Origin of the sequence: Kitasatospora sp. NPDC057965 (assembly GCF_042887135.1) — a bacterium.
In the GTDB taxonomy this organism is placed as follows: Bacteria; Actinomycetota; Actinomycetes; order Streptomycetales; family Streptomycetaceae; genus Kitasatospora.
In genome coordinates this window covers 91,292-112,036 of record NZ_JBHVPZ010000020.1, presented here as the reverse complement: position 1 = coordinate 112,036, position 20,745 = coordinate 91,292, and the positions used below count along the sequence as shown (strand labels likewise).

The following is a 20,745-nucleotide window of genomic DNA, read 5'->3' as shown; positions in this document are numbered from 1 at the left end:
CGGGCTCGCCGCGGTCCCCGGTGCGCTGGGCGCCGGTCACCGCGGCCACCTCCCGTCGCCGCGGTCCGAGGGCCGGCGCCGGCCCTCGGCGGCGAGGGCCGCGTCGGCGGCGGCGTGGCCGCTGCGCACCGCCCCCTCCATCGTGGCGGGCCAGCCGGTGGCCGTCCACGCGCCGGCCAGCAGCAGGCCGGGGACGGCGGTGCGCGGGCCGGGCCGCAGCGCCGCCGTGCCCGGGGCCGGGTCGAAGGTGGCGGTGCGCTCCCTGGTGACGAAGAAGTCCAGCACCTCGGCGCCGCCGGCGGCGGGCAGCAGCCGGGCCAGCTCCGGCAGGTAGCGTCGGCGCAGCTCGGCGACCGGCAGGTCGATCTCGTCCTGCACCGCGGACTGCGACAGCGCCAGGTACTGGGCGTCCGGGTGGGCCGCGCCGAGCCCGGTGCCGGCCAGGCCGGAGTGCCGGGTGCGGTCGAAGACCCACTGGACGGGCGAGCCGAGCGCGGCGAAGAACGGCCTGCGCAGGACGCGCCGGTCGTAGATCACGTGCACGTTCAGGATCGGCGCGGTGCCGAAGTCGGCCAGCCGCTCCTGCCCGGGGACCGCGTCCGGCGGCAGCAGGGCCGCCGCGGTGTCCTGGGCACCGGCCAGCACCACGGTGTCGGCGGCGAGCGGCTCGTCGACGCCCTCCAGCCGGACGGCGTGCTGCGGGACGGCCGGCTTGAGCTCGCTCACCCGGGCGCGCAGCAGCACCTTCACACCGGCGCGTTCCAGCTCGGCGAGCGCCCGGTCGTGGTGGATCACGCCGAGCGGGACGCTGGGCGTGCCGATGTCGGAGGCCCCGGGGTCGGACAGCAGCCCGGTCTTGAACACCATGGCGGCCAGCGCCAGCGACACCTGGTCGGCGCGGGCGTTCAGGGTCGCCACGCCCACGAGGTCCCACAGCGCGGCCAGGGTGCGATCGTTCTGGCCGTGGGACCGCAGCCAGTCGGCGAAGGAGACCTCGTCCAGCGCCGGGTCGGCGAGGTCGAGGCGGCGCAGGGCCAGGGCGCCGCGCACCACCCGGGCCCGGTCGGCCGGGCTCAGGTGCGGGTAGCCGGCCAGGCTGCCGGCCAGGTGCAGCGGCACCGGCAGTGCGGCGCGCTCCAGCTTGCCCAAGGTGCGCACCGGTGCGCCGGCGGGCCCGGAGACGCCCAGCACGGGCACCTGGAGGCGGTCCTGGAGATGCGCCAGTCGGCCCGCGCCCAGCCGCTCCAGCAGGCCGCGGTAGGCGGTGCAGCAGCGCAGGTAGACGTGCTGGCCGTTGTCGACGGTCAGCTCGCCGCGCCGGAACGAGAAGGCCAGGCCGCCCAGCCGGGGACGGCCCTCGGCGAGGGTGACCCGGTGGCCGGCCTCGGCCAGCCGCAGAGCGGCGGTGATGCCCGCGAGGCCGCCGCCGACCACGACGGCGGCCGGGCGCGCGGAGTCGGCTCGCCCGGTCATCGGACCTCCCCCTCGCGTCCCGCGCCCGGTCCGGTCACGGCCGGAGCGCCCGTGGTCAATGCGGTCGGACCCGGGACCGGTGCGGTCGGATCCGGCACAGCCGTCAACAGGGCTCTACCCAAAAGTGATTCCCCGCTGACACAGCGTGACAGAACTGTGGCAAGAATCAAGAACGCCCCCCGGCGAGCCCGGAAAGCGCGACGTACGCCTTCTCCCAGCCCGGCAGCGACACCCGGCCGCGCAGCACCGACTCCGGGTCGGCGGCGATCCGGCCGAGCAGCCGGTGGTAGATGCCCGCCATCGCGGCGGTGCAGGCCCGGCTGCGGCGGTCGAGCATCGGCAGCAGCCGCAGGCCCTCCTCGAAGGCCGCCTGGGCGCGGGCCGCCTCGAAGGCGATCAGGCCGGTGAAGTCCGCGCCGACCGGCGGCCGGGACTGCGCGAAGCCCTCCTGGCAGCCGAACCGGACGAGGTCCTCGGTCGGCAGGTAGGTGCGACCGTTCAGGGCGTCCTCGCGCAGGTCGCGCAGGATGTTGGTGAGCTGGAGCGCCAGGCCGAGGGTGTCGGCGTACCGGGCGCCGCGCTCGGGGTCGTCGCAGCCGTACACGCCGAGCGAGAGCCGCCCGATCGCCCCGGCCACGCACCGGCAGTAGACCTTGAGCTCCTCGTACGTCTGGTACTCGGCGCCCTTGAGGTCCATCTCGACCCCGTCGATCAGCTCGTCGAAGCCGCCGAGCGGGATCGGGAACCGCCGGGCCGCGTCCGCCAGCGCGACCTTGATCGGGTCGGTGTCGTCCTCCGCGACCGAGCCGGCCCGGATCTCGTCGAGCAGCTCGCGGGTGCGCAGCAGGGCCTCGGCCTTGCGGTCGTCCGGGAGGTCGCCGTCGCCGATGTCGTCCACCCGGCGGGCGAGCGCGTACAGGGCCGACATGGCCAGCCGCTTCGGCTCCGGCAGCAACCTGATGCCGTAGCTGAAGTTGCGGGCCTGCAGCCCGGTCACTGCCTCGCAGTACCGGTACGCCGCCATGACCGGCGCCGACGCCAGTGGTGATGCCGCCACTCGGGCGTTCACCTTCCCTTCGCGAAGATGGCCGCCGCCTTCGCTGCGAGGCGGCGCTTGTCCGGCTTCGCCTGCTGGGCGAGCACGTCGTACCCGGCGTCCTCGACGGCCGCCAGGGCCGCGTAGCCACCTGCGGTGAATCCCGCCAGGAGCAGTCGAAGCCTCCCCCGAACCGTACCTACCAATGGCGCACCGCGGTCGAGCAGGGTGCGGGCCCGGTCCACCTGGAAGGAGATCAGCCGCCGCACGGCGGGGCTCGCGCCCGGCGCGGCGAGGTCCTCCTCGGTGACCCCGAACCGTTCCAGGTCCTCGGCGGGCAGGTAGATCCGGCCGCGGGCGAGGTCCTCGGCGACGTCCTGGAGGTGCTCGACGATCTGCAGGGCGGTGCAGACGGCGTCGGACATCGCCACCCGCTCGGGGGTGGAGACGCCGGCGATGGCGAGCACGAGGCGGCCGACCGGGTCGGCGGAGAGCGTGCAGTACTCCAGGAGGTCGTCGTAGCGGGGGTAGCGGTCGGCGGTCTGGTCGACCCGGTTGGCCTGGATCAGCCGGCGGAACGGCTCCGGGGTGAGGCCGTGCCGGTCGACCAGCGGGACCAGCGGGCGCATCAGCGGGTGGCGGGGGGCCTCCGCGGCCGAGGACGGGGCGAGGGCCGTCTCGAAGACCCGGTCGAGGTCGCGCTCCAGGCCGTCCAGCAGGGCGAGCCGGAAGGCGGTCTCCTCGGGGCCGGGCCGGTGCGGGCCGGCGGCGGGCCCGGCCGCGGGGGCGGGCGCCGCGGGCGGGGCGGGCACGCCGAGCAGTGCGGCGGTGCCGGCCGGGTCGGCGAGGTCGCCGTCACCGGCGTCGTCGACCAGCCGGGCGAAGCCGTAGACCGTCATCAGGTCGTCGCGCCACGCGGCGGGCAGGAAGAACGGGGCGACCGGGAAGTTCTCCGCGCTCGCCTTGGCGAGGGTCGCCGCTCCCGCGGCACCCTCCGCGGGCGGGGAATCACTGTTGGGCTGGGCCGAAGCCGACACTGCTGTCACTCCCCCGTTCTACACCGCTCCGGTGACCGGCCCGAGTCGGACACGCGTCCGACCACGGGAGTCACGTCCGGCACACCACCCCCGCGCCTACAGCCTGACACCAACGGCCGCGCCGGAGAAGGGCGCCTCGCCCGGCGCACGGGGCGCTCACCCGGGCGGCGGCGGGCCACCCGGGGCACGACGGGGCGGGACGGGGGCGCACGAACGACGGCGGGGCCGGTCCCGGATCTCCTCCGGGACCGGCCCCTGCGCGGGGTCCTGCGCGGTCCGGTCCGCCGTCAGGGGCGCTCGCCGCGCTCGTAGCGGCGGACGACCTCCTCGGTCGGCCCGTCCATGATGAGCTCGCCGGCCTCGATCCAGATGGTCCGCTCGCAGGTCTCGCGGATCGACGCGTTGTCGTGGCTGACCAGGAAGACCGTACCGGCCTGCTCGCGCAGCTCCTCGATCCGCTTCTTGCTGCGGGCCTGGAAGGCCTGGTCACCGGTGGCCAGCGCCTCGTCGATGAGCAGCACGTCGTGGGTCTTGGCCGCGGCGATGGCGAAGCGCAGGCGGGCGCCCATGCCGGAGGAGTAGGTGCGCATCGGCAGCGAGATGAAGTCGCCCTTCTCGTTGATGCCCGAGAAGTCGACGATCTCCTGGTAGCGGCGCTTCACGTCGGCCGGCGACATGCCCATGGCGAGGCAGCCGAGGACGACGTTGCGCTCACCGGTCAGCTCGTTCATCAGCGCGGCGTTGACGCCGAGCAGCGAGGGCTGGCCGTTGGTGTAGATGCCGCCCTTCTCGGTCGGCAGCAGGCCGGCGATGGCCGCCAGCATGGTGGACTTGCCGGAGCCGTTGGAGCCGATCAGGCCGATCGCCTCACCCTTGTACGCGGTGAAGCTGACGCCCTTGACCGCGTGCACCTCGCGCACGCCGGAGCCGCGCTTGCGGCTGATGATCCGGCTCAGCGCCGAGGTGGCGCTGCCCTTGCCGGAGCCGGCGCCGTGCACCCGGTAGACGATGTGCACGTCGTCGACGACGACGGTGGGGTCGCGGGCCACGTCGGCGTCGAACACCTTGCGGCGCGGACGGGCGTCCTTGAGGTCCTTGCGCAGGTCGTCGGTCCCGCGCACGTCGGTGTCAGCCACGGCCGTACTCCTCCTCAGCCTTCCAGAAGAAGACGTATCCGATGACCAGCATGCCCACACCCCAGGCGATCCCGTACTTCCACTGGTGCGCCGGGAACTCCAGGAAGACCTTCTCGTGCTTGTTGTAGATGATCGGCGCGAGCGCGTGGCGGACCAGGTCGATGTAGACCGAGGCCGGGTTGAGCTCCATCACCTTCTGCCAGAACGGCGGCCACTCCTTGATCTTGTCCGAGATGCTGTACATGACGCCGGACAGGAACAGCCAGGCGCGCATCGCGAACGGGATCAGCTGGGAGATGTCGCTGGTCTTGGCGCCTATCCGGGCGAAGATCAGGGCGACGCCGGTGTTGAACATCGACTGCAGCACCAGCGCGGGCACGACCAGGATCCAGGTGCGGCCGGGTTCGATGCCGTTCATCAGGACCACGGCGAACAGCACGACCATCGAGATCAGCAGCTGCTGGAGCTGGATCACGGTGAACGCGACCGGCAGCGAGGCGCGCGGGAAGTGCAGCGCCCGGATCAGCCCGAGGTTGTCCGAGATCGCCCGGGTGCCGGACTGCACGGCGTTCTGGGTGAACTGGAAGATGAAGACGCCGATGCAGAGCCAGGCGACGTAGTACGGGTTGTCGTCCTTGTTCTTCAGGATCTCGCCGAAGACCAGGTAGAACACCGCGCAGTTCAGCAGCGGCGTCACGACCTGCCAGATCTGGCCGAGCTTGGCGTCGGTGTACTGGGCCACCAGGCGCGCGGTGGCGAAGGCCCAGATGAAGTGACGGCGGGCCCAGAGCTGCTTGGTGTAGGCGAACAGGCCGGGCCGTCTGCCGCTCACCGTCAGACCGTACTTGTCCGCAAGCTGCTTGGGGGTCAGGCCCGCGTCCGCCCCCCTCGGGGCGGAGAGGCTGACGGGTTCACTCACTGTCGACACATTCGTCCTTCGCGCGGGATCGTCGGGGCGGGCCGGTCGGCGGGGGTCCGCCGGCCTGCCCCGAGGAGGATCCACTCGGATATCGGGGGGAGTGCGGCCGGTCTGTGGTCACCGGCCATGACGACCGTCCTACCGTACGGTCGTCGGACGGATCAGATGACCGGCGGCCGGCCCAGCCGGGTCAGGCGCCACACGGTACGCCATCGCATGGGCCGCCGCGCACCGCAGGGTTCGCGCCAGCCCGCCTTGAACCCGCCCAGCCAGGCCTTGAGGGCCTCCGGGGAGGGCCGACGGGCCAGCGTGAGCAGGAACCAGGTTCCCAGGTATAGAGGCACCAACAGGCCCGGAAGGTTCCGCCTCGCGAGCCAGACCCTGTTCCGGGCCACGTTGTGGAAGTACGTGGCGTGCCGGGCGGGCGAGGTGGTGGGGTGGTGCAGCACCACGTCGGCGCGGTAATCGATGGCCCAGCCGGCGTCCAGCGCGCGCCAGGCGAGGTCGGTCTCCTCGTGCGCGTAGAAGAACTCGCCGGGCAGCTGGCCGGCGTTCTCGAAGACGGCGCACCGCACCGCGCTCGCGCCGCCCAGGAAGGTGGTCACCCGGGAGGAGCGCAGCGGGTCGCTGGCGCGCAGCCGGGGCACGTGCCGGCGCTGGGTGACACCGGTGTCCGGGTCGGCGATCCGGAAGCTCACGATGCCGAGCTCCGGGTCGGCGGTGAAGGCCTCGCGCAGCAGGCGGGCCGCGTCGGTGCCGGGCAGCCGGCCGTCGTCGTCCAGGAACAGCACCGCGTCGACCTCACGGCCGTTGCGGCCGAACAGCTCGATGCCGACGTTGCGCCCGCCCGGGATGCCGAGGTTCTCGGGCAGCTCGACGGCGCGCACGCCCTCCGGGAGCGGGGGCATCGGGGCGCCGTTGGCGACCACGGCCAGCTCGACGGCCGGGCCCTGCTGGGCGCGGACGGAATCGATCAGGGCGATCAGCTCGTCCGGGCGGTTGCCCATGGTGATGATCACCGCGCCGAGCCGGAAGGTGTCGGCGCCGGCCGTGCCGCCCGGCGCGGTGCTCCCGGTCGTTCCGGTGGCCGTCACGTCGCTCCCCTTCACGTCGTTCCCCTTCACGTCGGTCACCGGAGCCTGCTCGACAGGACGATGCTCAGCAGGTGCAGCACGGTCTGCAGCATGGCGATCGCGGCCAGCACGACCACCGCGACCCGGGTGAAGAACAGGCCTCCGTGGAGGACGTCGGCGACGCCCGCGGCCAGGATGAACAGCGAGGCCTCGACCGCGCCGACCAGCCGGTGGAACTTGAGGAACGAGGCGGCCCGGCGGGCCCGGGCGACGCCGGCCGAGCGCGGCACCGAGGCGCTGTCCTCGACCGCGGTCAGGCCGCTGCGGGCGCGGGCGACGTCGACCAGGTCGGTCTCCGACTTGATCAGGATCGCGCCGAGCGCGGCCAGGGTGCCGAGGAAGGCCCACTCCCAGTGCGCGGCGGCGCCCTCGCGGTGCAGCAGGTCGGTGCCGCGCAGGCCGAGGCCGGTCAGCAGCGCCGCCTCGGACATGTAGTGGCCGACCCGGTCCAGGTAGACGCCGGTGAGCGAGGTCTGCCGGCGCCAGCGGGCCACCTCGCCGTCCACGCAGTCCAGCAGCAGGTACACCTGGATCAGCAGGGCCGCCAGCACCGCGCCGGCGATGCCCGGGACGACCAGCGCGGCGCCCGCCAGGATGCCGGTGACCATCATCAGGTACGTCAGGCCGTTGGGCGTGATCGCCGTCACGGTGGACAGCACCCGGGTGATCCGCAGCGAGATCCGCCGCATGTAGAGCCGTCCGGCCCAGTGCTCGGCGCTCCGGCGCTGGAGCATGCCCTCCGGGTGGATCACCGCGCGCAGCTCCTCGATCGAGGGCCGGCGGGTCAGGTCCACCGGCGGTGGCGCGGCCCCCGCGGCGGAGCGGTCAGCTGTTGACGGCTTGGACATAGTCGGCGTACGCGTCCCTGATTGCGGAGGGGGAGAGGTCGAGGTGCTCAAGAATGGTGAAGCGGCCCGGCCGGGTGTTCGGAGCGTAGTGCACCGCCTCGGTGAACTCCGCCTCGGTGAAGCCGATCTGAGCGGCGGTCACCGGCAGTCCGTGGTGCGCCAGGCGCTCCACGATCAGGCCGGTCAGCTCGCGCTCGCCCCGCAGGAAGCTGGCGAAGGCGGCCCCGAGGCCGACCTGCTCGCCGTGCTGGGCGGACCGCTTGGGGTACAGCACGTCCAGGGCATGCGAGATCTCGTGGCAGGCGCCCGACGAGGGCCGGGTGCTGCCGGCGATGTTCATCGCGATGCCGGAGAGTACCAGTGCCTCCGCGAGGGCCGTCAGGAAGCCCCGGTCCTGGAGGTTGCCCGGGTGCCGCAGCAGGTTCTCGCCCGCCGAGCGGGCCATCGCGACGGCCAGTCCGTCCACCGGTTCGCCGGTCTCGGCGTGCGACAGCTCCCAGTCGGCGCAGGCCGAGATGTTGGAGACGATGTCGCCGATGCCGGCCGCGACGAAGCGCGGCGGGGCGCCCAGGATCACGTCCAGGTCGATCACGATGCCGATCGGGCTGGGCACCCCGTAGGAGCCGCGTCCGCCCACGTTGTCCAGGGTGGAGACCGGCGAGCAGATGCCGTCGTGGGCCAGGTTGGTCGGGACGGAGACCAGCGGCAGGCCGATCCGCGCGGCGGCGTACTTGGCGACGTCGATGATCTTGCCGCCGCCCAGGGCGACGACGGTGTCGTAGTGGCCGCCGTGCACGCCGCCGCGGATCTCGTCCGCCAGCCGGACCGCGCTGTCGAGGCTGCCGTCCTCGACGCTGTACCAGTCGGCGCCGGGCAGCGCCGGCTCCAGCCGGGCGCGCAGCACCGAGCCCGAGCCGTTGCTGATCGCCACCGCGATCCGGCCCGAGGCGGACAGCCGCTGGTCGGCGAGGATGCCGCCGAGCGCGTCCAGGGCGCCCGGGCGGATCTCGACGAAGACCGGCGACGGCACCAGCCGGGTCAGTACTGGCACGCGATCTCCCGCGCCTTCGCCAGGTCGTCGTGGTTGTCGACCTCGACCCAGGAGACCTCGCCGATCGGCTGGACGTCGATCCGCAGGCCGCGGTCGACCATCTCCTGGTAGCCGTCCTCGTAGTACAGCTGCGGGTCGCGCTCGTAGGTGGCGCGCAGCGCGTCGGCGAGGTCGGCGGCGGCGGACGGGTTGATCACGGTGACGCCGATGTACTCGCCGGTGGCCTCGGCCGGGTCCATCAGCTTGGTGATGCGGCGCATGCCGGCGGTCGGGTGGACGACCACCTTCATCTCCTCGTCGGCGAGCCGCTTCACCGTGTCGAGGGCGAGCAGGATGCCGGCCTCGCGCCCCTCGGCGGCCAGCCGGGCGTTGCCCTCCAGCATGGTGCGCTGGACGGAGACCGGGTGGACGGTGTCGCCGTTGGCGAGCAGCAGGCCCTCGGTGAAGAGGTCGCGGGCGCACCAGAGCGAGTAGGCGTTGTTCCACTCCTCGGCCTTGTCGTTCTCGACCAGGGTGAGCTTGACGCCGTACTTCCGCTCCAGGGCGTCCTTGCGCTCCTCCACCGCCTCCTTGCGGTAGCCGACGACGATCGCCGCCTCACGCAGGCCGACCTCGGCGAAGTTGCCGAGGGTGAGGTCCAGAACGGTCCGCTCCCCGTCGACCGGCACCAGCGCCTTGGGCAGCGTGTCGGTGTACGGGCGCAGTCGGCGGCCGGCGCCGGCTGCCAGAACGAGGCCGATCATGCGAGGTCTCCTGATCCGTCGTGCGGTGCGCGGCCGCGCGCGGCTACCGGGAGTCTCCGGGTGACCGGCGATGGCGCGCCGCGGCCGCCGAGATGCGGCCGCGGTGTCCTATGTGATGGTAGGCGACCACGGCGACCAGCCCGAACGCGGCCGGAGCGTCGAACACAGATCGAACACATTCCGAACAACTCTGCTAATGCGGCGCCACTCCCCGGCCACCGGGCGCCCCCTTCCCGCCCGGTTGTGCGTCGGACCTCGGCGCGGTGCCACCCGTACGGCAGACTGGGGCGCGACGCCACCGGTGCGAGCCGTGGTTGCTCCCCGTGCTCCCGAAGTGCTCCCGAAGCTGCCGAAAGAGGCCTCATGCCCCAGAGCCTGCCGACCGACCGCCCGACCCACCTCGACCCGCGGACCGGCCCCGGCTCCGACGCCGACACCGACGCCGGGGGGTCGCTCGACTCCGGCGTGGACACCGGCCTCGACACCGGTCTCGACGTCGAGACGGACGTGGACAGCGGCGCGCGGCCCTCCGGCGCCCAGCAGGAGATCCTGCTGGAGCTGGTCGACGACGAGGGCGTGACGATCGGCACCGCGGAGAAGCTCTGGGCCCACCAGCAGCCCGGCCGGCTGCACCGGGCCTTCTCGGTGTTCCTCTTCGACCGGCAGGGCCGGATGCTGCTCCAGCGCCGGGCGCTCGGCAAGTACCACTCCCCCGGCGTCTGGTCGAACACCTGCTGCGGCCACCCCTACCCCGACGAGCAGCCCTTCGTGGCCGCCGCCCGGCGGACCGCGGAGGAGCTGGGTGTCGCCCCGGCGCTGCTGTGCGAGGCGGGCACGGTCCGCTACGACCTGCCGGACGAGGCGTCCGGGCTGATCGAGCGGGAGTGGAACCACCTGTTCGTGGGCCTGGTCACCGGGCCGGTGCGGCCGGCGCCCGAGGAGGTGGACGACTACGCCTTCGTGACCGCCGAGGAGCTGCGCGCACTGGAGGCGGAGCGGCCGTTCTCGGTGTGGTTCCGGACCGTGTTCGAGGCCGCCCTGCCGGGGATCCGCGAGATCGCCGGGAACGCCTGGTAGACCTGCTCCGACCGTCAGCTCCGGGGGAGCGGCAGCGAGGCCCAGATGACCTTGCCGCCCTCCCCCGCCTTCTCCACGTCGCAGACCCCGCCGGCCTGCAGCGTGACGCTCTTCACCAGCAGCAGCCCCCGCCCGCCGGTGCGCCCGGTGTCGGCCGCCAGGGCCTTCGGCCGGTACGGGTCGCCGTCCTCGACGGAGACCCGTACCCAGCCGTCGCGCACCGCCAGCTCGGTGGTCACCTCCGGCGACAGCTCGGCGGCGTGCGTCACCGCGTTGCCGACCAGCTCCGAGACGATCAGCAGCAGGTCGTCCACCAGCTCCTGGTAGCGGATCTCCGCCAGGCCCTGGGCCAGCAGCCGGTCGCGCACCGCGTGCCGGGTGCGCGGCACCGAGGCCTGCTCGGCGGGCACGGTGAACCGCCACACCCCCTCGGCGGGCCCGCCCCGCGCCGCCGCCTCTTCCTCGCTGATCCGCTCCACGTCCAGCCGTCCTTCGTCCGCGACCCGGGAATCAGGCGTTCCGCTCATGGCGCCCTCGGTCCACAGAGGCTAGGAGAGCCGCCCCGGCGGCCGGGGCACCGTCGACAAGTTGCCCGTGTCGGACCACCCCTGCCCGTTCCCGACCGTTCACCGTCCGCAACTCGACCGTTTACCGCCGACGAACCACCGCTTCGCGCACACCTGCGACCCATCCCACGGCCCCCCACCATCCCGACCGGGGAAACGCAGGTGAGAAGCACTCCGAAACCCTGGTAATGTTCTCTCTGTCGCCGAGGGGGCGAGCAGAAATCCCCCGAAGCACACACCCGGTCCGGGTGGCGGAATGGCAGACGCGCTAGCTTGAGGTGCTAGTGCCCTTTATCGGGCGTGGGGGTTCAAGTCCCCCCTCGGACACCATGGATTCCCCGTGGGAACTCGAAAGAGATCCCACGGGGATTTTATTTTTTCACCCTTTCGGACCGCCTGTCGCCGCCCCTTCCGCAGCCCGCCTCCACGGCACGATGGTTCGGACACGAGATGACAACGATCGGGTGTTTTGTGTCGCATTTGAGGGTTATCTGAGGTTTCGCCCGATTTGGCCGCTTAGGCTGTCTCCGTTTGTCCGGAAAACCGAATGACATGATGAGACAGAGGACCGATACGGTGAGTGACCCCGAGTCGACAACGGCATCCCATCAGCACTACCGCCGTTCGCTCGGCACCATCAGCCTCACCGCCGTGGGCCTGGGGTCGATCATCGGATCCGGCTGGCTCTTCGGGGCCGAGCGGGCGGCGCGGCTGGCCGGGCCGGCGTCGATCGTCGCCTGGGTGATCGGGGCGGCCGTCGCCCTGACCATCGCGCTCACCTACAGCGAGCTGGGGTCGATGTTCCCCAAGGCCGGCGGCATGGTCCGGTACGGGCAGTACTCGCACGGCTCGCTGGCCGGGTACCTGGCCGCCTGGGCCAACTGGATCGCCATCGTCTCGGTCATCCCCGGTGAGGCGACCGCCTCGGTGCAGTACATGAGCTCCTGGGACTTCGGCTGGGCCAAGGGCCTGTACGACGGGCAGGAGCTGTCGGTCAGCGGTGTGGCGCTGGCGAGCGTGCTGCTGCTGGTGTACTTCGCGCTGAACTGGTTCGCGATCACGCTGTTCGCCAAGACCAACACCGCGATCACGGTGTTCAAGCTCGTCGTCCCGACGGTCACCGCCGGCGCGCTGCTGCTCGCGCACTTCGACACCAAGCACTTCACCGACCACGGCGGCTTCGCCCCGAACGGCTGGAGCGCGGTGTTCACCGCGGTGGCCGTGTCCGGCATCGTCTGGGCGTTCAACGGCTTCCAGTCCCCGCTCAACCTGGCCGGTGAGGCCCGCAACCCCGGCAAGTCGCTGCCCAAGGCGGTGATCGGCTCGATCCTGATCGCCCTGGTGATCTACGTCGCGCTGCAGATCGCCTTCCTCGGCGCCGTGCCGACCGCCGACCTGAGCAACGGCTGGAGCGGCCTCGGCTACACCTCGCCGCTCGCCGACCTGGCCGTCGCCTGGGGCCTGAACTGGCTCGCGCTGCTGCTGTACGCGGACGCCTTCGTCTCCCCCAGCGGCACCGGCATGATCTACGCCGCCACCACCTCCCGGATGATCCACGGCGTCCAGGAGAACGGCCACCTGCCGTCCGTCTTCGGCAGGGTCGACCGCCGGACCGGCATCCCGCGCCCGGCGCTGGTGCTCAACCTGGTCGTCGCCTTCGGCTTCCTCGCGGTCTTCCGCGGCTGGGGCTCGCTCGCCGAGATCGTCTCGGTGGCCACCGTGATCTCGTACATCACCGGCCCGGTCGCCGTGATGGCGCTGCGCCGCCTGGCGCCCGAGCTGCCGCGCCCGGTCCGGCTGCGCGCGATGCCGGTGATCGCCCCGGTCGCCATGATCTTCGGCTCGCTGGTGCTCTACTGGGCCCGCTGGCCGCTCACCGGCAAGGTCATCCTGCTGATGGCCGCCGGCCTGCCGATCTGGGCCTGGTACGAGCTGCGCAAGCCGTTCGCCGAGCTCAAGCCGCACCTCAAGGCGGGCGCCTGGATGATCGCCTACCTGTTCGTGATGGCCGGCGTCTCCTGGGCCGGCTCCGCCGACTTCGGCGGCCACGGCTACCTGCCGGAGGGCTGGGACCTCCTGGTCGTCGCCGCCATCGCCCTGGTCTTCTACGCCTGGGGCGTGCGCAGCGCCTGGGCCAACCCCTCGCTGGCCGCCGTCAAGCGCGAGCTGACGGAAACCGAAGGCGCCGCCGACCAGGCACCCCGCGCCCCGGAAACCGGCACGGCCTCCCGGGTCTGAGGCCCGCCGCAGTCGTCCGCAGGGGTGTCGTTCCGGGATCTTCCGGGACGACACCCCTGCGGCGTTGTCAGGGCCGTACGGAATACTGGATCACATGTCGCCCGCTGCGTCCTCCCCTTCCGTCGCGGCCCGTATGAGCCGGCAGGCCTCCCGTGACACCGCTCAGGAAGTGGCCGTCCGACAGCTCCTCTTCCGATGGGGGCTCCGTTACCGCGTGAACGCCAAGGTCCCGGGAATGCCCCGTCGGACCGCCGACATCCTGTTCCTCGGGCCGAAGGTCGCGGTGTTCCTCGACGGCTGCTTCTGGCACGGCTGCCCCGAGCACGCGACCAGCCCCAAGGCCAACGCCGAGTGGTGGCGCACCAAGCTGGACCGGAACGTCGCCCGCGACCGGGAGACCACGCAGCACCTCGTCGACACCGGCTGGACCGTCCTGCGCTTCTGGGAGCACGAAGCCGCCGGCGAGATAGCCAGAACGGTCTACGCCCGTCTGCGGCCGGACGGCCCCGCCCCGCTCGACAACCCCTGACCCACCCACCCGATCGGGCCGCCGGCCCCGCTGTCGGCACCGACATCTAGTCTTGGGCCGAACGGCTCACGGAGGTGGTGTGTTGAGGTCCCACAGGTTCACGTCGCTGGAGATCTGCTCCGGGGTCGGCGCGCAGGCTCTCGGACTGGAGCGGGCGGGATTCGACCCCGTGATGCTGATCGACAACGAGGACAACGCGTGCAGGACGGTCCGGCTGAACCGGCCGCTCTGGGACGTGCGGTGCGAGGACGTCGTCGACTTCGATCCGGCCGACCACACCCAGACCTACGACGTGGACCTCCTCAGCGGCGGCCTGCCTCGGGTCAGGTCGGCCGCGGCCGTCCGACGAACGGGGAACGACGCCGAGCGCAGGATTCTGCGTGCGGCGGTGTTGCTGACGACCGCCGTCCGGCCGAAGGCGCTGATGCTGGAGAATCTCCCGGATCTCGTCGAGAAGGACACCTTCGCCGAGGACCGGAGCTGGATCGAGGAGGAACTCGCCCACGCCGGCTACCGGTGGCACTGGGAGGTCCTGAACGCCGTGCACTTCGGTGTTCCCCAGAAACGCAGGAGCGGTTTTCTCGTCGCGTTCGCCGAACGGGGCGGGGCCGACTTCGTCTGGCCCAGGCGGACCGACGGTCCGCCGCCCACTGTAGGACAGGCTCTCCGTGCCTCGATGGCGGCCGGCGGCTGGGCCGGCGCGGAGCGGTGGGCCCAACGCGCCGACAGCCCGGCACCGGCCCTCGTCGGCGGGTCCGGAAACCACGGCGGCCCGGACCTCGGTCCGACCGGCACCAAGCGGGCCTGGGCATCGCTGGGCGTCGAAGGGAAGAGTCTCAGCGACGGCCCCCCGAACGCCGACTTTCCCCTCGACGGCATTCCGAGGATCAGCCTCCGTCAGGCGGCGACGATCCAGGCCATCCCGGAGGACTGGGTCGTCCACGGTCCCAAGACGCCCGCGTACCGCCAGATCGGGCACGCCATGCCTCCCCCGCTGGCCGAGGCCGTCGGCCGTTCGATCGCCACGGTGCTGGCGGGCTAGGATCGACACCATGTCTTCGCCCGAAACCACCCCTGAATTCAAGATCGTTGATCTCTTCGCCGGTCCCGGCGGCCTGGACATGGCCGCGCACGTACTGGGTGTTCCGGCAACGGGTGTGGAGTGGGACGACAACGCGTGCCGAACCCGTGCCGCGGCCGGCCTGGCCACAGTGCAGGGCGATGTCCGTGCGCTGGATCCCGGCCACTTCGACGCCAACGTGCTCGCCGGTGGCCCCCCGTGCCAGACCTTCACGGTCGCGGGCAAGGGCGCGGGCCGGCAGGCACTGGACCAGGTGCTCGACTTCGCCCGGCGGATGGCCAAGGGCGAGGACGTGCGGGGCGAGCTCGACGCCCTCGAGGACGAACGGACCGGCCTCGTCCTGGAACCGCTGCGGTGGGCGCTCGACGCGCTCGACAACGACCGGGGCTACACCACGATCGTGCTGGAGCAGGTGCCGGCCGTGCTTCCGGTCTGGCAGGAGTACAAGCGCATCCTGGAGGCGCGCGGCTACAGCGCCGAATGCGACGTCCTGCACACCGAGGAGTTCGGTGTACCCCAGACCCGGCGACGCGCCATCCTGATCGCGCGCAAGCGTCCGGAGGATTCGGTCCTGGGCGACGTGGTGGAGTTCCCGCAGCCCACTCATCGACGATTCCACAAGAGCACGGCGAAGAAGGCTCACGGCACCGGCCTGCAGCGCTGGGTCACCATGGGGGAAACGCTCAAGAACGTCCCGACGCCCTACGAGGTGGTGTCGAACTACGGCACCGGCGGCGACCCTGCGGCCCGCGGTCGCCGCAGTCACGATGAACCGGCCTTCACCGTCACCGGCAAGGTCTCCCGGAACTGGCTGGAGCGCCCCGGCGTTCCGGTCCCCGTCCCGAAGGAGCGCGAGCGCTTCACGCTGCCCGAGTCCGGCGCCCTCCAGACCTTTCCGGCGAACTATCCGTGGTCCGGCAAGGACCAGGCTCAGCAGATCGGCAACGCCATTCCGCCCCGCCTCGGTGTCCACGTCCTGGCCGCGGCCCTCCGTCGCGGGCCGGAGGACATCCAGATGGCGCTGAAGAAGCTCGACGTCTGGGGACCTTCGACCGATGGGCCCGCGATGTACTCCGTGGACGAGTGGAAGCAGAAGGTCGCTTCCGAGCAGCAGGAAGCAGCGGCCGTCCTGGTCTGAGTCGGTGCTCCGGGGTGGGGCGGTTCCTTCGCGGAAGGAGCCGCCCCACCCGTCGGTCACGGTGTCGCCTCGGCCTCGTGCTTGCGCCCGCGGTCCCGCAGTGGCGCATGCTCGGAGAACTGCTGGAACATCCGGGCCAGGTGGTCCACCGCGTCGCGCCGCACCGATTCCTCGGGCGGACCGTCGGGGAGCCGGTCCCACGGAACCGCAGGGTCCGTGTCCGCATCGTCGATCCAGCCGGCCAGGGCGTCCGGATCGGGCAGGTCGTCGTGGGCGATCACGTCGTACATCAACGTGCTTCCGGCCGCGTTCACCGCGGTGCAGAGGGCGTTGACCCGGTCGCCGAGCCGATTGGCGCCCGACTCGGCAAGCCCCTTCAGGACCCGGACCATGGCCAGGGCGGTGGGACGGTGGTCGATCGCGTCCAGACGCATCGCGGTGTTGAGCATGTCCTGGTTGCGGCAGGCGATCTCGACCGGACGGTAGTCGCCGCCGTCACGGAACAACTCCGCCGCCCACCACAGGCGGGCGAAGGCCTGCGTGTAGTGGATGCCGGTGAATCGAGGAGCGCTGACCGTTCGTGGCTCACCGTCCTTCGACTCCCCTCGCGGGAGGTGACGCCACAGGACGTAATCGGGTGCGACGACCAGGGCGAGGAAGTTCCACACGCCCGGCCCGGCCGCCTCGGCCCGCGTCATGCGGAGCGTCGCGTGCAGCCGGGGAGCCAGCCAGGCGTCGGCATCGGTGGACGAGTCGTCGAAACGGCGGACCGCCTCGTCGAGCAACTCCCGCACCGGGGCCGTGTCCCAGCGGCCGGAGCCGTCGTCGATCGCCTCGCTCGCGCGCATCAGCGCGACCTGGGGCAGCTGCTCCCGACCGGCCCGGACCCCGATCGTCAGGTACTTGGCGGCGACGGTCGGGGACAACAGGGCGAGCCGCTCGGGCGTGTGACTTCCGGGGCGGTTCAACGGCTTGCACCTTCCTGGTTGCGCGTGACGGTGCGGACGGCCGTGGTCAGCTGTTTGGGGACCTGGGCCCGGCGGGCGGCCGCGAACTGGATCCGGGACTGGAGCTCGGCCCAGCCGTGCCCCTCACACCGCCGCGTGTGCGCCTCGGCCAGGGCCTCGGCGGGAGGTCGACCTGGGAGGACGTCCGGCAGCATGGCGCGCAGCGCGGCCTCCCGCCAGCCGTCGGGGAATCGCGGGACACCGTCCTCGTCCGACTCGACGTCACCGAGCGCGGCATGGAACATGGCCGTCCACGCCTCCCCCGCGACCTGGGCCGCCACCAGGCCGGCGGTGGCCTTCTCCAGCGGGCCGCGTGGGGTGTTGAGCAGTTCGGTCAGACCCTCGAAGGACGTGTTGAGGAACACCACCGGCAGGTCGCCCGTGGTCTCGACCAACCACGGAGCGTCCCTGTACTGATGGAGCCACTCGTGCGGGCCGTCCCGGAAGTCCTCCTGACGGATCTCGATCTCGCGGCGACGGAGCGGGGTCCGGGCGAGGAGGTCGACGTACCACGGCTCGTCGGCGGTCCCGATGACCCGGCCGTCGATGCCGTCGTAGCTGCCGACCAGGCTGACCTGCAGGGTCGCACGCGCCACGTGCGAGCTCCGGCGGACCACCACTTCGCCGCGCCACCGGCGGTCGGTGCGGCTGCGTTCGAGTCGTGTGACGCTTCGGGCGTTGGTGGCCCCCTCGGTCAGGACGGCGACACAGGTCACCGCCGCCCACGGCCCGTCGGCCAGCTCGTCGCCGGGCGCGGCGACCTCGAGTTCGAGCACCCCCTCGCGCCAGTCGTTCCGGTCCACCTGGTGCAGGGCGACGACGTGCTCACGTTCGGAGACGTAGGAGAAGGGCAGTTCCCTGCCGTCGATGCTCGCCCGACGGATCGAGACGTCGATCCTGCCGAGCAGGGTCGGGTAGGGGTAGACGGTGCTCACTGGGTGACCTCCCGGGCCTGCTGAACCTCCACGATCACACCGGCGAGGGCCGCGGCGACCGGATGACTGCCGATGGCGGTGATGCCCGCGAACCTGGCCGTGCGGGCCTCCGGATCCACGAGGATCCGGCCGTCGACGATCCGGCAGTTCTCGACGGCCGACAGTTCCGCCCACTTGAGCGACGGACGCCCACCGGACCGGACGTCGAACTTGGCGACCGGCGTCAACTGCCACGGATCCTCCCGCGGCGGGAGTTTCAGCACCACGTCCAGCGTCCAGGCGCCGGAGGCGTCGACCCGCCCGCGGGTCCGCTCCACCACGGGGTGCCCCTCCACCCGGCGCGCGGCGGCGGCCGGCAGGTCGAGGCGCAGCAGGTTGCGGAGCACCTCCGGTCCGGCGGACTCCTGTCGGTCCACCCGGCGGCCCACGATCGAACGCAGGGCCGCGTCCATCGCCGTGTTGAAGTCGGTGAGCTTCCTCGGCGCGTTGGCATAGGTGGCCGTCAGGTCCTCGGTCGTACCCCAACGGTCGTGCTCGGGCGGTTCCGCCGCACGCAGGAAGGCCTCGCCGGCGTGCACCGCCGCGTCGTCCTCCCCCGTGGCGTAGCCCGCCAGAAGCACGGCCTGGAACGGGTCCGCCCCCAGACCGAGGTTGCGCGGCCGTCGGGAGGTGACGGTCATCCGGGTGCCGCGCATGCACACGATCCGGCTGTGTTCCTCGTCGGAGTCGTCGGCCGGGGTGACGAGGAGGACCGCCTCGTGGGTGAACCCCTTGGCCCGGCGCCCGTCGGATCGCAGTGCCGGGACGTCCAGGGCCACCCGCACCGCGGCGACCTGGTCGGCGGCGGTGAGCTCCTCCACCGTGTCGCCGTCGAGGTAGGCCCGTAGGGCATGGGTGAGCGCGGGTCGGTGCTCACGGGGGTCGACCGATCGTTCCGGCAGGACGGCCTCCCCGTTGTGGAGGACCCGGACCGAGGCCTCCAGGAGGGCGGGGGTCGAGCGGCCCGCCGTCATGGCAGCCCAGAAGTTGTCGGCGAGGGCGGTGACCAGCGCGGTCTGCATCTCCTGCAACGTGGTGCAGTTACCTGCGGCGTCGTGCGCCCCGACGATGAGGAAGGATGTCCCTGGGTCCTCCCCGTCGCGATCGAGGTGGAGGTCGGCCACGGTCCTCTCGTCCGCCCACCAGGACCGTGAGACCCCCTCGTGCTCCTTCTCCGTATCGGGTTCGCCGAGCCATGCGGGCCCCGCGTACGCGACATCGTCGACGGTCCGCCACGGCAGGTCGAGCCTGCCGACCACGCGCCGGGCGGTGCGCCCCTCGTGCGCTGCCGACAGGGTGCTGTTGATCAGCACCAGCCCCAACCGGCTCGCCGCCCACAGCGTGGCCTTGCCGAGACCGTACGACCCGCCCGCCCGGTCGCTGCTCTTGTGGCTGTCGAGCTGGCGGCGGACCACGGCGGCGAATCGCCCGTCGCCGTACTCGGGGCCGGTCAGCCCGGACGCGTTGTAGTCGTCGATCCGCAGCAGGAGCAGCGACGGTTCCTCGTCGCCGAGGCCGCGAAGGCCGCGCAGCCCCTCGGCCACCACCCGGCCGACCTTCTGGCGGGACCGCGCGGCCGCGTCGTAGTGCGGCTCGATGGCGTCCCAGTGCAGCGCCCGGAGGAAGGAGTGGAGGTGCTCTCCGGTCAGCTCGTGCAGGGTGAACCGGATCCTGACCGGCCGGGTCGCGTCGAGCCGCTCGTCGAGACTGTTCTGGGTCGCCTCGCGCGCCAGGACGGCGAGGTTGGCGTCGAAGGCGAACGCGGCGGCGTTGCCGTACTCCCGACCGCCGTCCTGGTGGGCGAGGCGGTGGTGCCACCGGACCGGCCCGGTCGTTCCCGCGTCGGTGTCCCGAGTGACCAGGGTGGCGACGTCCGTGCCCAGCAGCTCGGCGATCCTGGGCATGAGGTCGGGCCGGGGCCGTGCCCGCCCGGTGACCCATGCCGACACCGCTGCCCTGGTGAGTCCCAGCTGTTCGGCGAACTCGGCCTGCGACATCCCGGCGCGGCGGAGCTGGCGCCCCAGCCACGCACCGAAGTGTTCGTCCTCCATCGACCCCTCTCCCGACCGCATTCGGTGGCCGTCCGCCCCGTGCGGGCGGATCTTGAGCCATCAGAGTATCACTTCGATTGACAGTGACGAGCTTGTCAAATGCGCTTTGACACTGCATGATCGTCGCAGCGCCAGCAGTCGCCGGTCGAGAAGTTTTGGATCTCGCCGGAAGGGGCTCGACAGCGCGACCGTCGACCGAGTAGGTTCATCGGCCACGGGGGTTTCAACTTCCCCTTCAGCCACGGCTGTTCAGGGGTGAAGTGTGTCTCGCGGGAGGGGCTCCCGCATCATCGTCGGAGGGGAACACCGTCATGTCGTCGTACAACCGCTGGATCGCCCGTCGCATCGAGGAGCACGATGCGCTCACCACTGCCCACGAGCAGGCGGCCTTCCTCGCCCGGCGCGGCCTGACCGCCGCCGAGCTGGAGTACTGGCGGCAGTGTCTCCTCATGCCTCGCGCCTCGGCCGAGGATCCCTCCGCCGTACACGCGTATCTCATGCCTCACCCGGTCGAGCGGGACACCCGGGTGCAGGTCCGCATGCGCCGTTCGCCCGACCGGCGCTCCCGCACCGTCCGCATGACCATCACGATCCACTTCCGGGGCTGATCAACCCCGTCCCTCCGTCGTACCACCGCACCACTCGCACCACCCGGGGTGCCGGCCGCTGCCGGCACCCCCGCCCATCGTGATCGTTCGGACATACCCC

At 72.0% G+C, this 20,745-nt stretch carries 19 protein-coding genes and 1 tRNA gene; 7 read left to right on the top strand and 13 right to left on the bottom strand.

Annotated elements, in window-relative coordinates:
* Positions 1–36: 36 nt before the first annotated feature.
* The 9 genes from hpnE to ACFVVU_RS25420 all read right to left on the bottom strand — a co-directional run bounded on the left by hpnE (position 37) and on the right by ACFVVU_RS25420 (position 9,376).
* Positions 37–1,473: a hydroxysqualene dehydroxylase HpnE gene (gene hpnE, locus ACFVVU_RS25460; protein ID WP_387792389.1), complete on the bottom strand. Its 1,437-nt coding sequence runs from the start codon at positions 1,471–1,473 to the stop codon at positions 37–39.
* A gap of 166 nt (positions 1,474–1,639) precedes the next feature.
* Positions 1,640–2,497, bottom strand: coding sequence for a presqualene diphosphate synthase HpnD (gene hpnD / locus ACFVVU_RS25455; protein WP_355373810.1), 858 nt, complete (start codon positions 2,495–2,497; stop codon positions 1,640–1,642).
* Between the two features lie 41 nt (positions 2,498–2,538).
* Entirely contained in the window at positions 2,539–3,546 is a 1,008-nt protein-coding gene (hpnC, locus tag ACFVVU_RS25450) for a squalene synthase HpnC (protein WP_380686110.1), read from the bottom strand.
* Between the two features lie 287 nt (positions 3,547–3,833).
* A complete protein-coding gene (locus tag ACFVVU_RS25445; RefSeq protein WP_380680913.1) occupies positions 3,834–4,610 on the bottom strand; it encodes an ABC transporter ATP-binding protein in 777 nt (258 codons plus the stop codon).
* Between the two features lie 64 nt (positions 4,611–4,674).
* Positions 4,675–5,610 carry an ABC transporter permease gene (locus ACFVVU_RS25440; protein WP_380680848.1) on the bottom strand — a complete coding sequence of 312 codons (936 nt, stop codon included), beginning with the start codon at positions 5,608–5,610 and terminating at the stop codon, positions 4,675–4,677.
* 152 nt (positions 5,611–5,762) lie between these two features.
* Positions 5,763–6,608: a glycosyltransferase family 2 protein gene (locus tag ACFVVU_RS25435; RefSeq protein WP_380680916.1), complete on the bottom strand. Its 846-nt coding sequence runs from the start codon at positions 6,606–6,608 to the stop codon at positions 5,763–5,765.
* A 122-nt stretch (positions 6,609–6,730) separates the two neighbouring features.
* Positions 6,731–7,468 (bottom strand): CDP-alcohol phosphatidyltransferase family protein, encoded by a 738-nt coding sequence (locus tag ACFVVU_RS25430; RefSeq protein ID WP_380680919.1) that lies wholly within the window; start codon positions 7,466–7,468, stop codon positions 6,731–6,733.
* A gap of 91 nt (positions 7,469–7,559) precedes the next feature.
* A complete protein-coding gene (locus ACFVVU_RS25425; RefSeq protein ID WP_380680851.1) occupies positions 7,560–8,633 on the bottom strand; it encodes an iron-containing alcohol dehydrogenase family protein in 1,074 nt (357 codons plus the stop codon).
* Positions 8,621–9,376: a sugar phosphate nucleotidyltransferase gene (locus ACFVVU_RS25420; RefSeq protein WP_380680854.1), complete on the bottom strand. Its 756-nt coding sequence runs from the start codon at positions 9,374–9,376 to the stop codon at positions 8,621–8,623. Before ACFVVU_RS25420 ends, ACFVVU_RS25425 begins: the two co-directional genes overlap by 13 nt.
* Positions 9,377–9,739: 363 nt before the next feature.
* Here ACFVVU_RS25420 and idi point away from each other — a divergent pair, with 363 nt between their 5' ends.
* Positions 9,740–10,453, top strand: a complete 714-nt coding sequence (gene idi, locus ACFVVU_RS25415) for an isopentenyl-diphosphate Delta-isomerase (RefSeq protein ID WP_380680857.1) — start codon at positions 9,740–9,742, stop codon at positions 10,451–10,453.
* Between the two features lie 14 nt (positions 10,454–10,467).
* Here idi and ACFVVU_RS25410 read toward each other — a convergent pair whose 3' ends face one another.
* Positions 10,468–10,980: an ATP-binding protein gene (locus ACFVVU_RS25410; protein ID WP_380680860.1), complete on the bottom strand. Its 513-nt coding sequence runs from the start codon at positions 10,978–10,980 to the stop codon at positions 10,468–10,470.
* 281 nt (positions 10,981–11,261) lie between these two features.
* On the opposite strand from ACFVVU_RS25410, the gene ACFVVU_RS25405 reads away from it, so the two are divergent.
* From ACFVVU_RS25405 to ACFVVU_RS25385, 5 genes are all read left to right on the top strand, one after another.
* Positions 11,262–11,349: transfer RNA gene (locus tag ACFVVU_RS25405), tRNA-Leu, on the top strand.
* A gap of 246 nt (positions 11,350–11,595) precedes the next feature.
* The gene (locus ACFVVU_RS25400) at positions 11,596–13,257 is read left to right on the top strand and encodes an APC family permease (protein ID WP_387792386.1); all 1,662 of its coding nucleotides are present in this window, start codon (positions 11,596–11,598) and stop codon (positions 13,255–13,257) included.
* A gap of 133 nt (positions 13,258–13,390) precedes the next feature.
* The gene (locus tag ACFVVU_RS25395) at positions 13,391–13,786 is read left to right on the top strand and encodes a very short patch repair endonuclease (RefSeq protein ID WP_387792437.1); all 396 of its coding nucleotides are present in this window, start codon (positions 13,391–13,393) and stop codon (positions 13,784–13,786) included.
* A gap of 82 nt (positions 13,787–13,868) precedes the next feature.
* Entirely contained in the window at positions 13,869–14,828 is a 960-nt protein-coding gene (locus ACFVVU_RS25390; protein ID WP_380680866.1) for a DNA cytosine methyltransferase, read from the top strand.
* Positions 14,829–14,838: 10 nt separating this feature from the next.
* On the top strand, positions 14,839–16,005 hold the full coding sequence (locus ACFVVU_RS25385) for a DNA cytosine methyltransferase (RefSeq protein ID WP_387792384.1): 1,167 nt from the start codon (positions 14,839–14,841) through the stop codon (positions 16,003–16,005).
* Between the two features lie 56 nt (positions 16,006–16,061).
* On the opposite strand, the gene ACFVVU_RS25380 is transcribed toward ACFVVU_RS25385, so the two are convergent.
* From ACFVVU_RS25380 to ACFVVU_RS25370, 3 genes are read right to left on the bottom strand one after another with little or no spacing between them, the layout of a single operon-like run.
* Entirely contained in the window at positions 16,062–16,973 is a 912-nt protein-coding gene (locus tag ACFVVU_RS25380; RefSeq protein ID WP_387792382.1) for a DUF6339 family protein, read from the bottom strand.
* Positions 16,970–17,947, bottom strand: a complete 978-nt coding sequence (locus ACFVVU_RS25375) for a hypothetical protein (RefSeq protein WP_380680875.1) — start codon at positions 17,945–17,947, stop codon at positions 16,970–16,972. The genes ACFVVU_RS25380 and ACFVVU_RS25375 overlap by 4 nt, the downstream gene beginning before the upstream one ends.
* Entirely contained in the window at positions 17,944–20,037 is a 2,094-nt protein-coding gene (locus ACFVVU_RS25370) for a helix-turn-helix transcriptional regulator (protein ID WP_380680878.1), read from the bottom strand. Before ACFVVU_RS25370 ends, ACFVVU_RS25375 begins: the two co-directional genes overlap by 4 nt.
* A 311-nt stretch (positions 20,038–20,348) precedes the next feature.
* On the opposite strand from ACFVVU_RS25370, the gene ACFVVU_RS25365 reads away from it, so the two are divergent.
* A complete protein-coding gene (locus ACFVVU_RS25365; RefSeq protein WP_380680881.1) occupies positions 20,349–20,645 on the top strand; it encodes a hypothetical protein in 297 nt (98 codons plus the stop codon).
* The last annotated feature ends 100 nt before the right edge of the window (positions 20,646–20,745 follow it).

What these genes read in the sequence shown, in the direction of transcription:
- ACFVVU_RS25410 (WP_380680860.1), bottom strand. Translation starts at nt 10,980, where the DNA reads ATGAGCGGAACGCCTGATTCCCGGGTCGCGGACGAAGGACGGCTGGAC.
- hpnE (WP_387792389.1), bottom strand. Translation starts at nt 1,473, where the DNA reads ATGACCGGGCGAGCCGACTCCGCGCGCCCGGCCGCCGTCGTGGTCGGC.
- ACFVVU_RS25370 (WP_380680878.1), bottom strand. Translation starts at nt 20,037, where the DNA reads ATGGAGGACGAACACTTCGGTGCGTGGCTGGGGCGCCAGCTCCGCCGC.
- ACFVVU_RS25385 (WP_387792384.1), top strand. Translation starts at nt 14,839, where the DNA reads ATGTCTTCGCCCGAAACCACCCCTGAATTCAAGATCGTTGATCTCTTC.
- ACFVVU_RS25420 (WP_380680854.1), bottom strand. Translation starts at nt 9,376, where the DNA reads ATGATCGGCCTCGTTCTGGCAGCCGGCGCCGGCCGCCGACTGCGCCCG.
- ACFVVU_RS25435 (WP_380680916.1), bottom strand. Translation starts at nt 6,608, where the DNA reads ATGGGCAACCGCCCGGACGAGCTGATCGCCCTGATCGATTCCGTCCGC.
- idi (WP_380680857.1), top strand. Translation starts at nt 9,740, where the DNA reads ATGCCCCAGAGCCTGCCGACCGACCGCCCGACCCACCTCGACCCGCGG.
- ACFVVU_RS25430 (WP_380680919.1), bottom strand. Translation starts at nt 7,468, where the DNA reads ATGCTCCAGCGCCGGAGCGCCGAGCACTGGGCCGGACGGCTCTACATG.
- hpnD (WP_355373810.1), bottom strand. Translation starts at nt 2,497, where the DNA reads ATGGCGGCGTACCGGTACTGCGAGGCAGTGACCGGGCTGCAGGCCCGC.
- ACFVVU_RS25365 (WP_380680881.1), top strand. Translation starts at nt 20,349, where the DNA reads ATGTCGTCGTACAACCGCTGGATCGCCCGTCGCATCGAGGAGCACGAT.
- ACFVVU_RS25395 (WP_387792437.1), top strand. Translation starts at nt 13,391, where the DNA reads ATGAGCCGGCAGGCCTCCCGTGACACCGCTCAGGAAGTGGCCGTCCGA.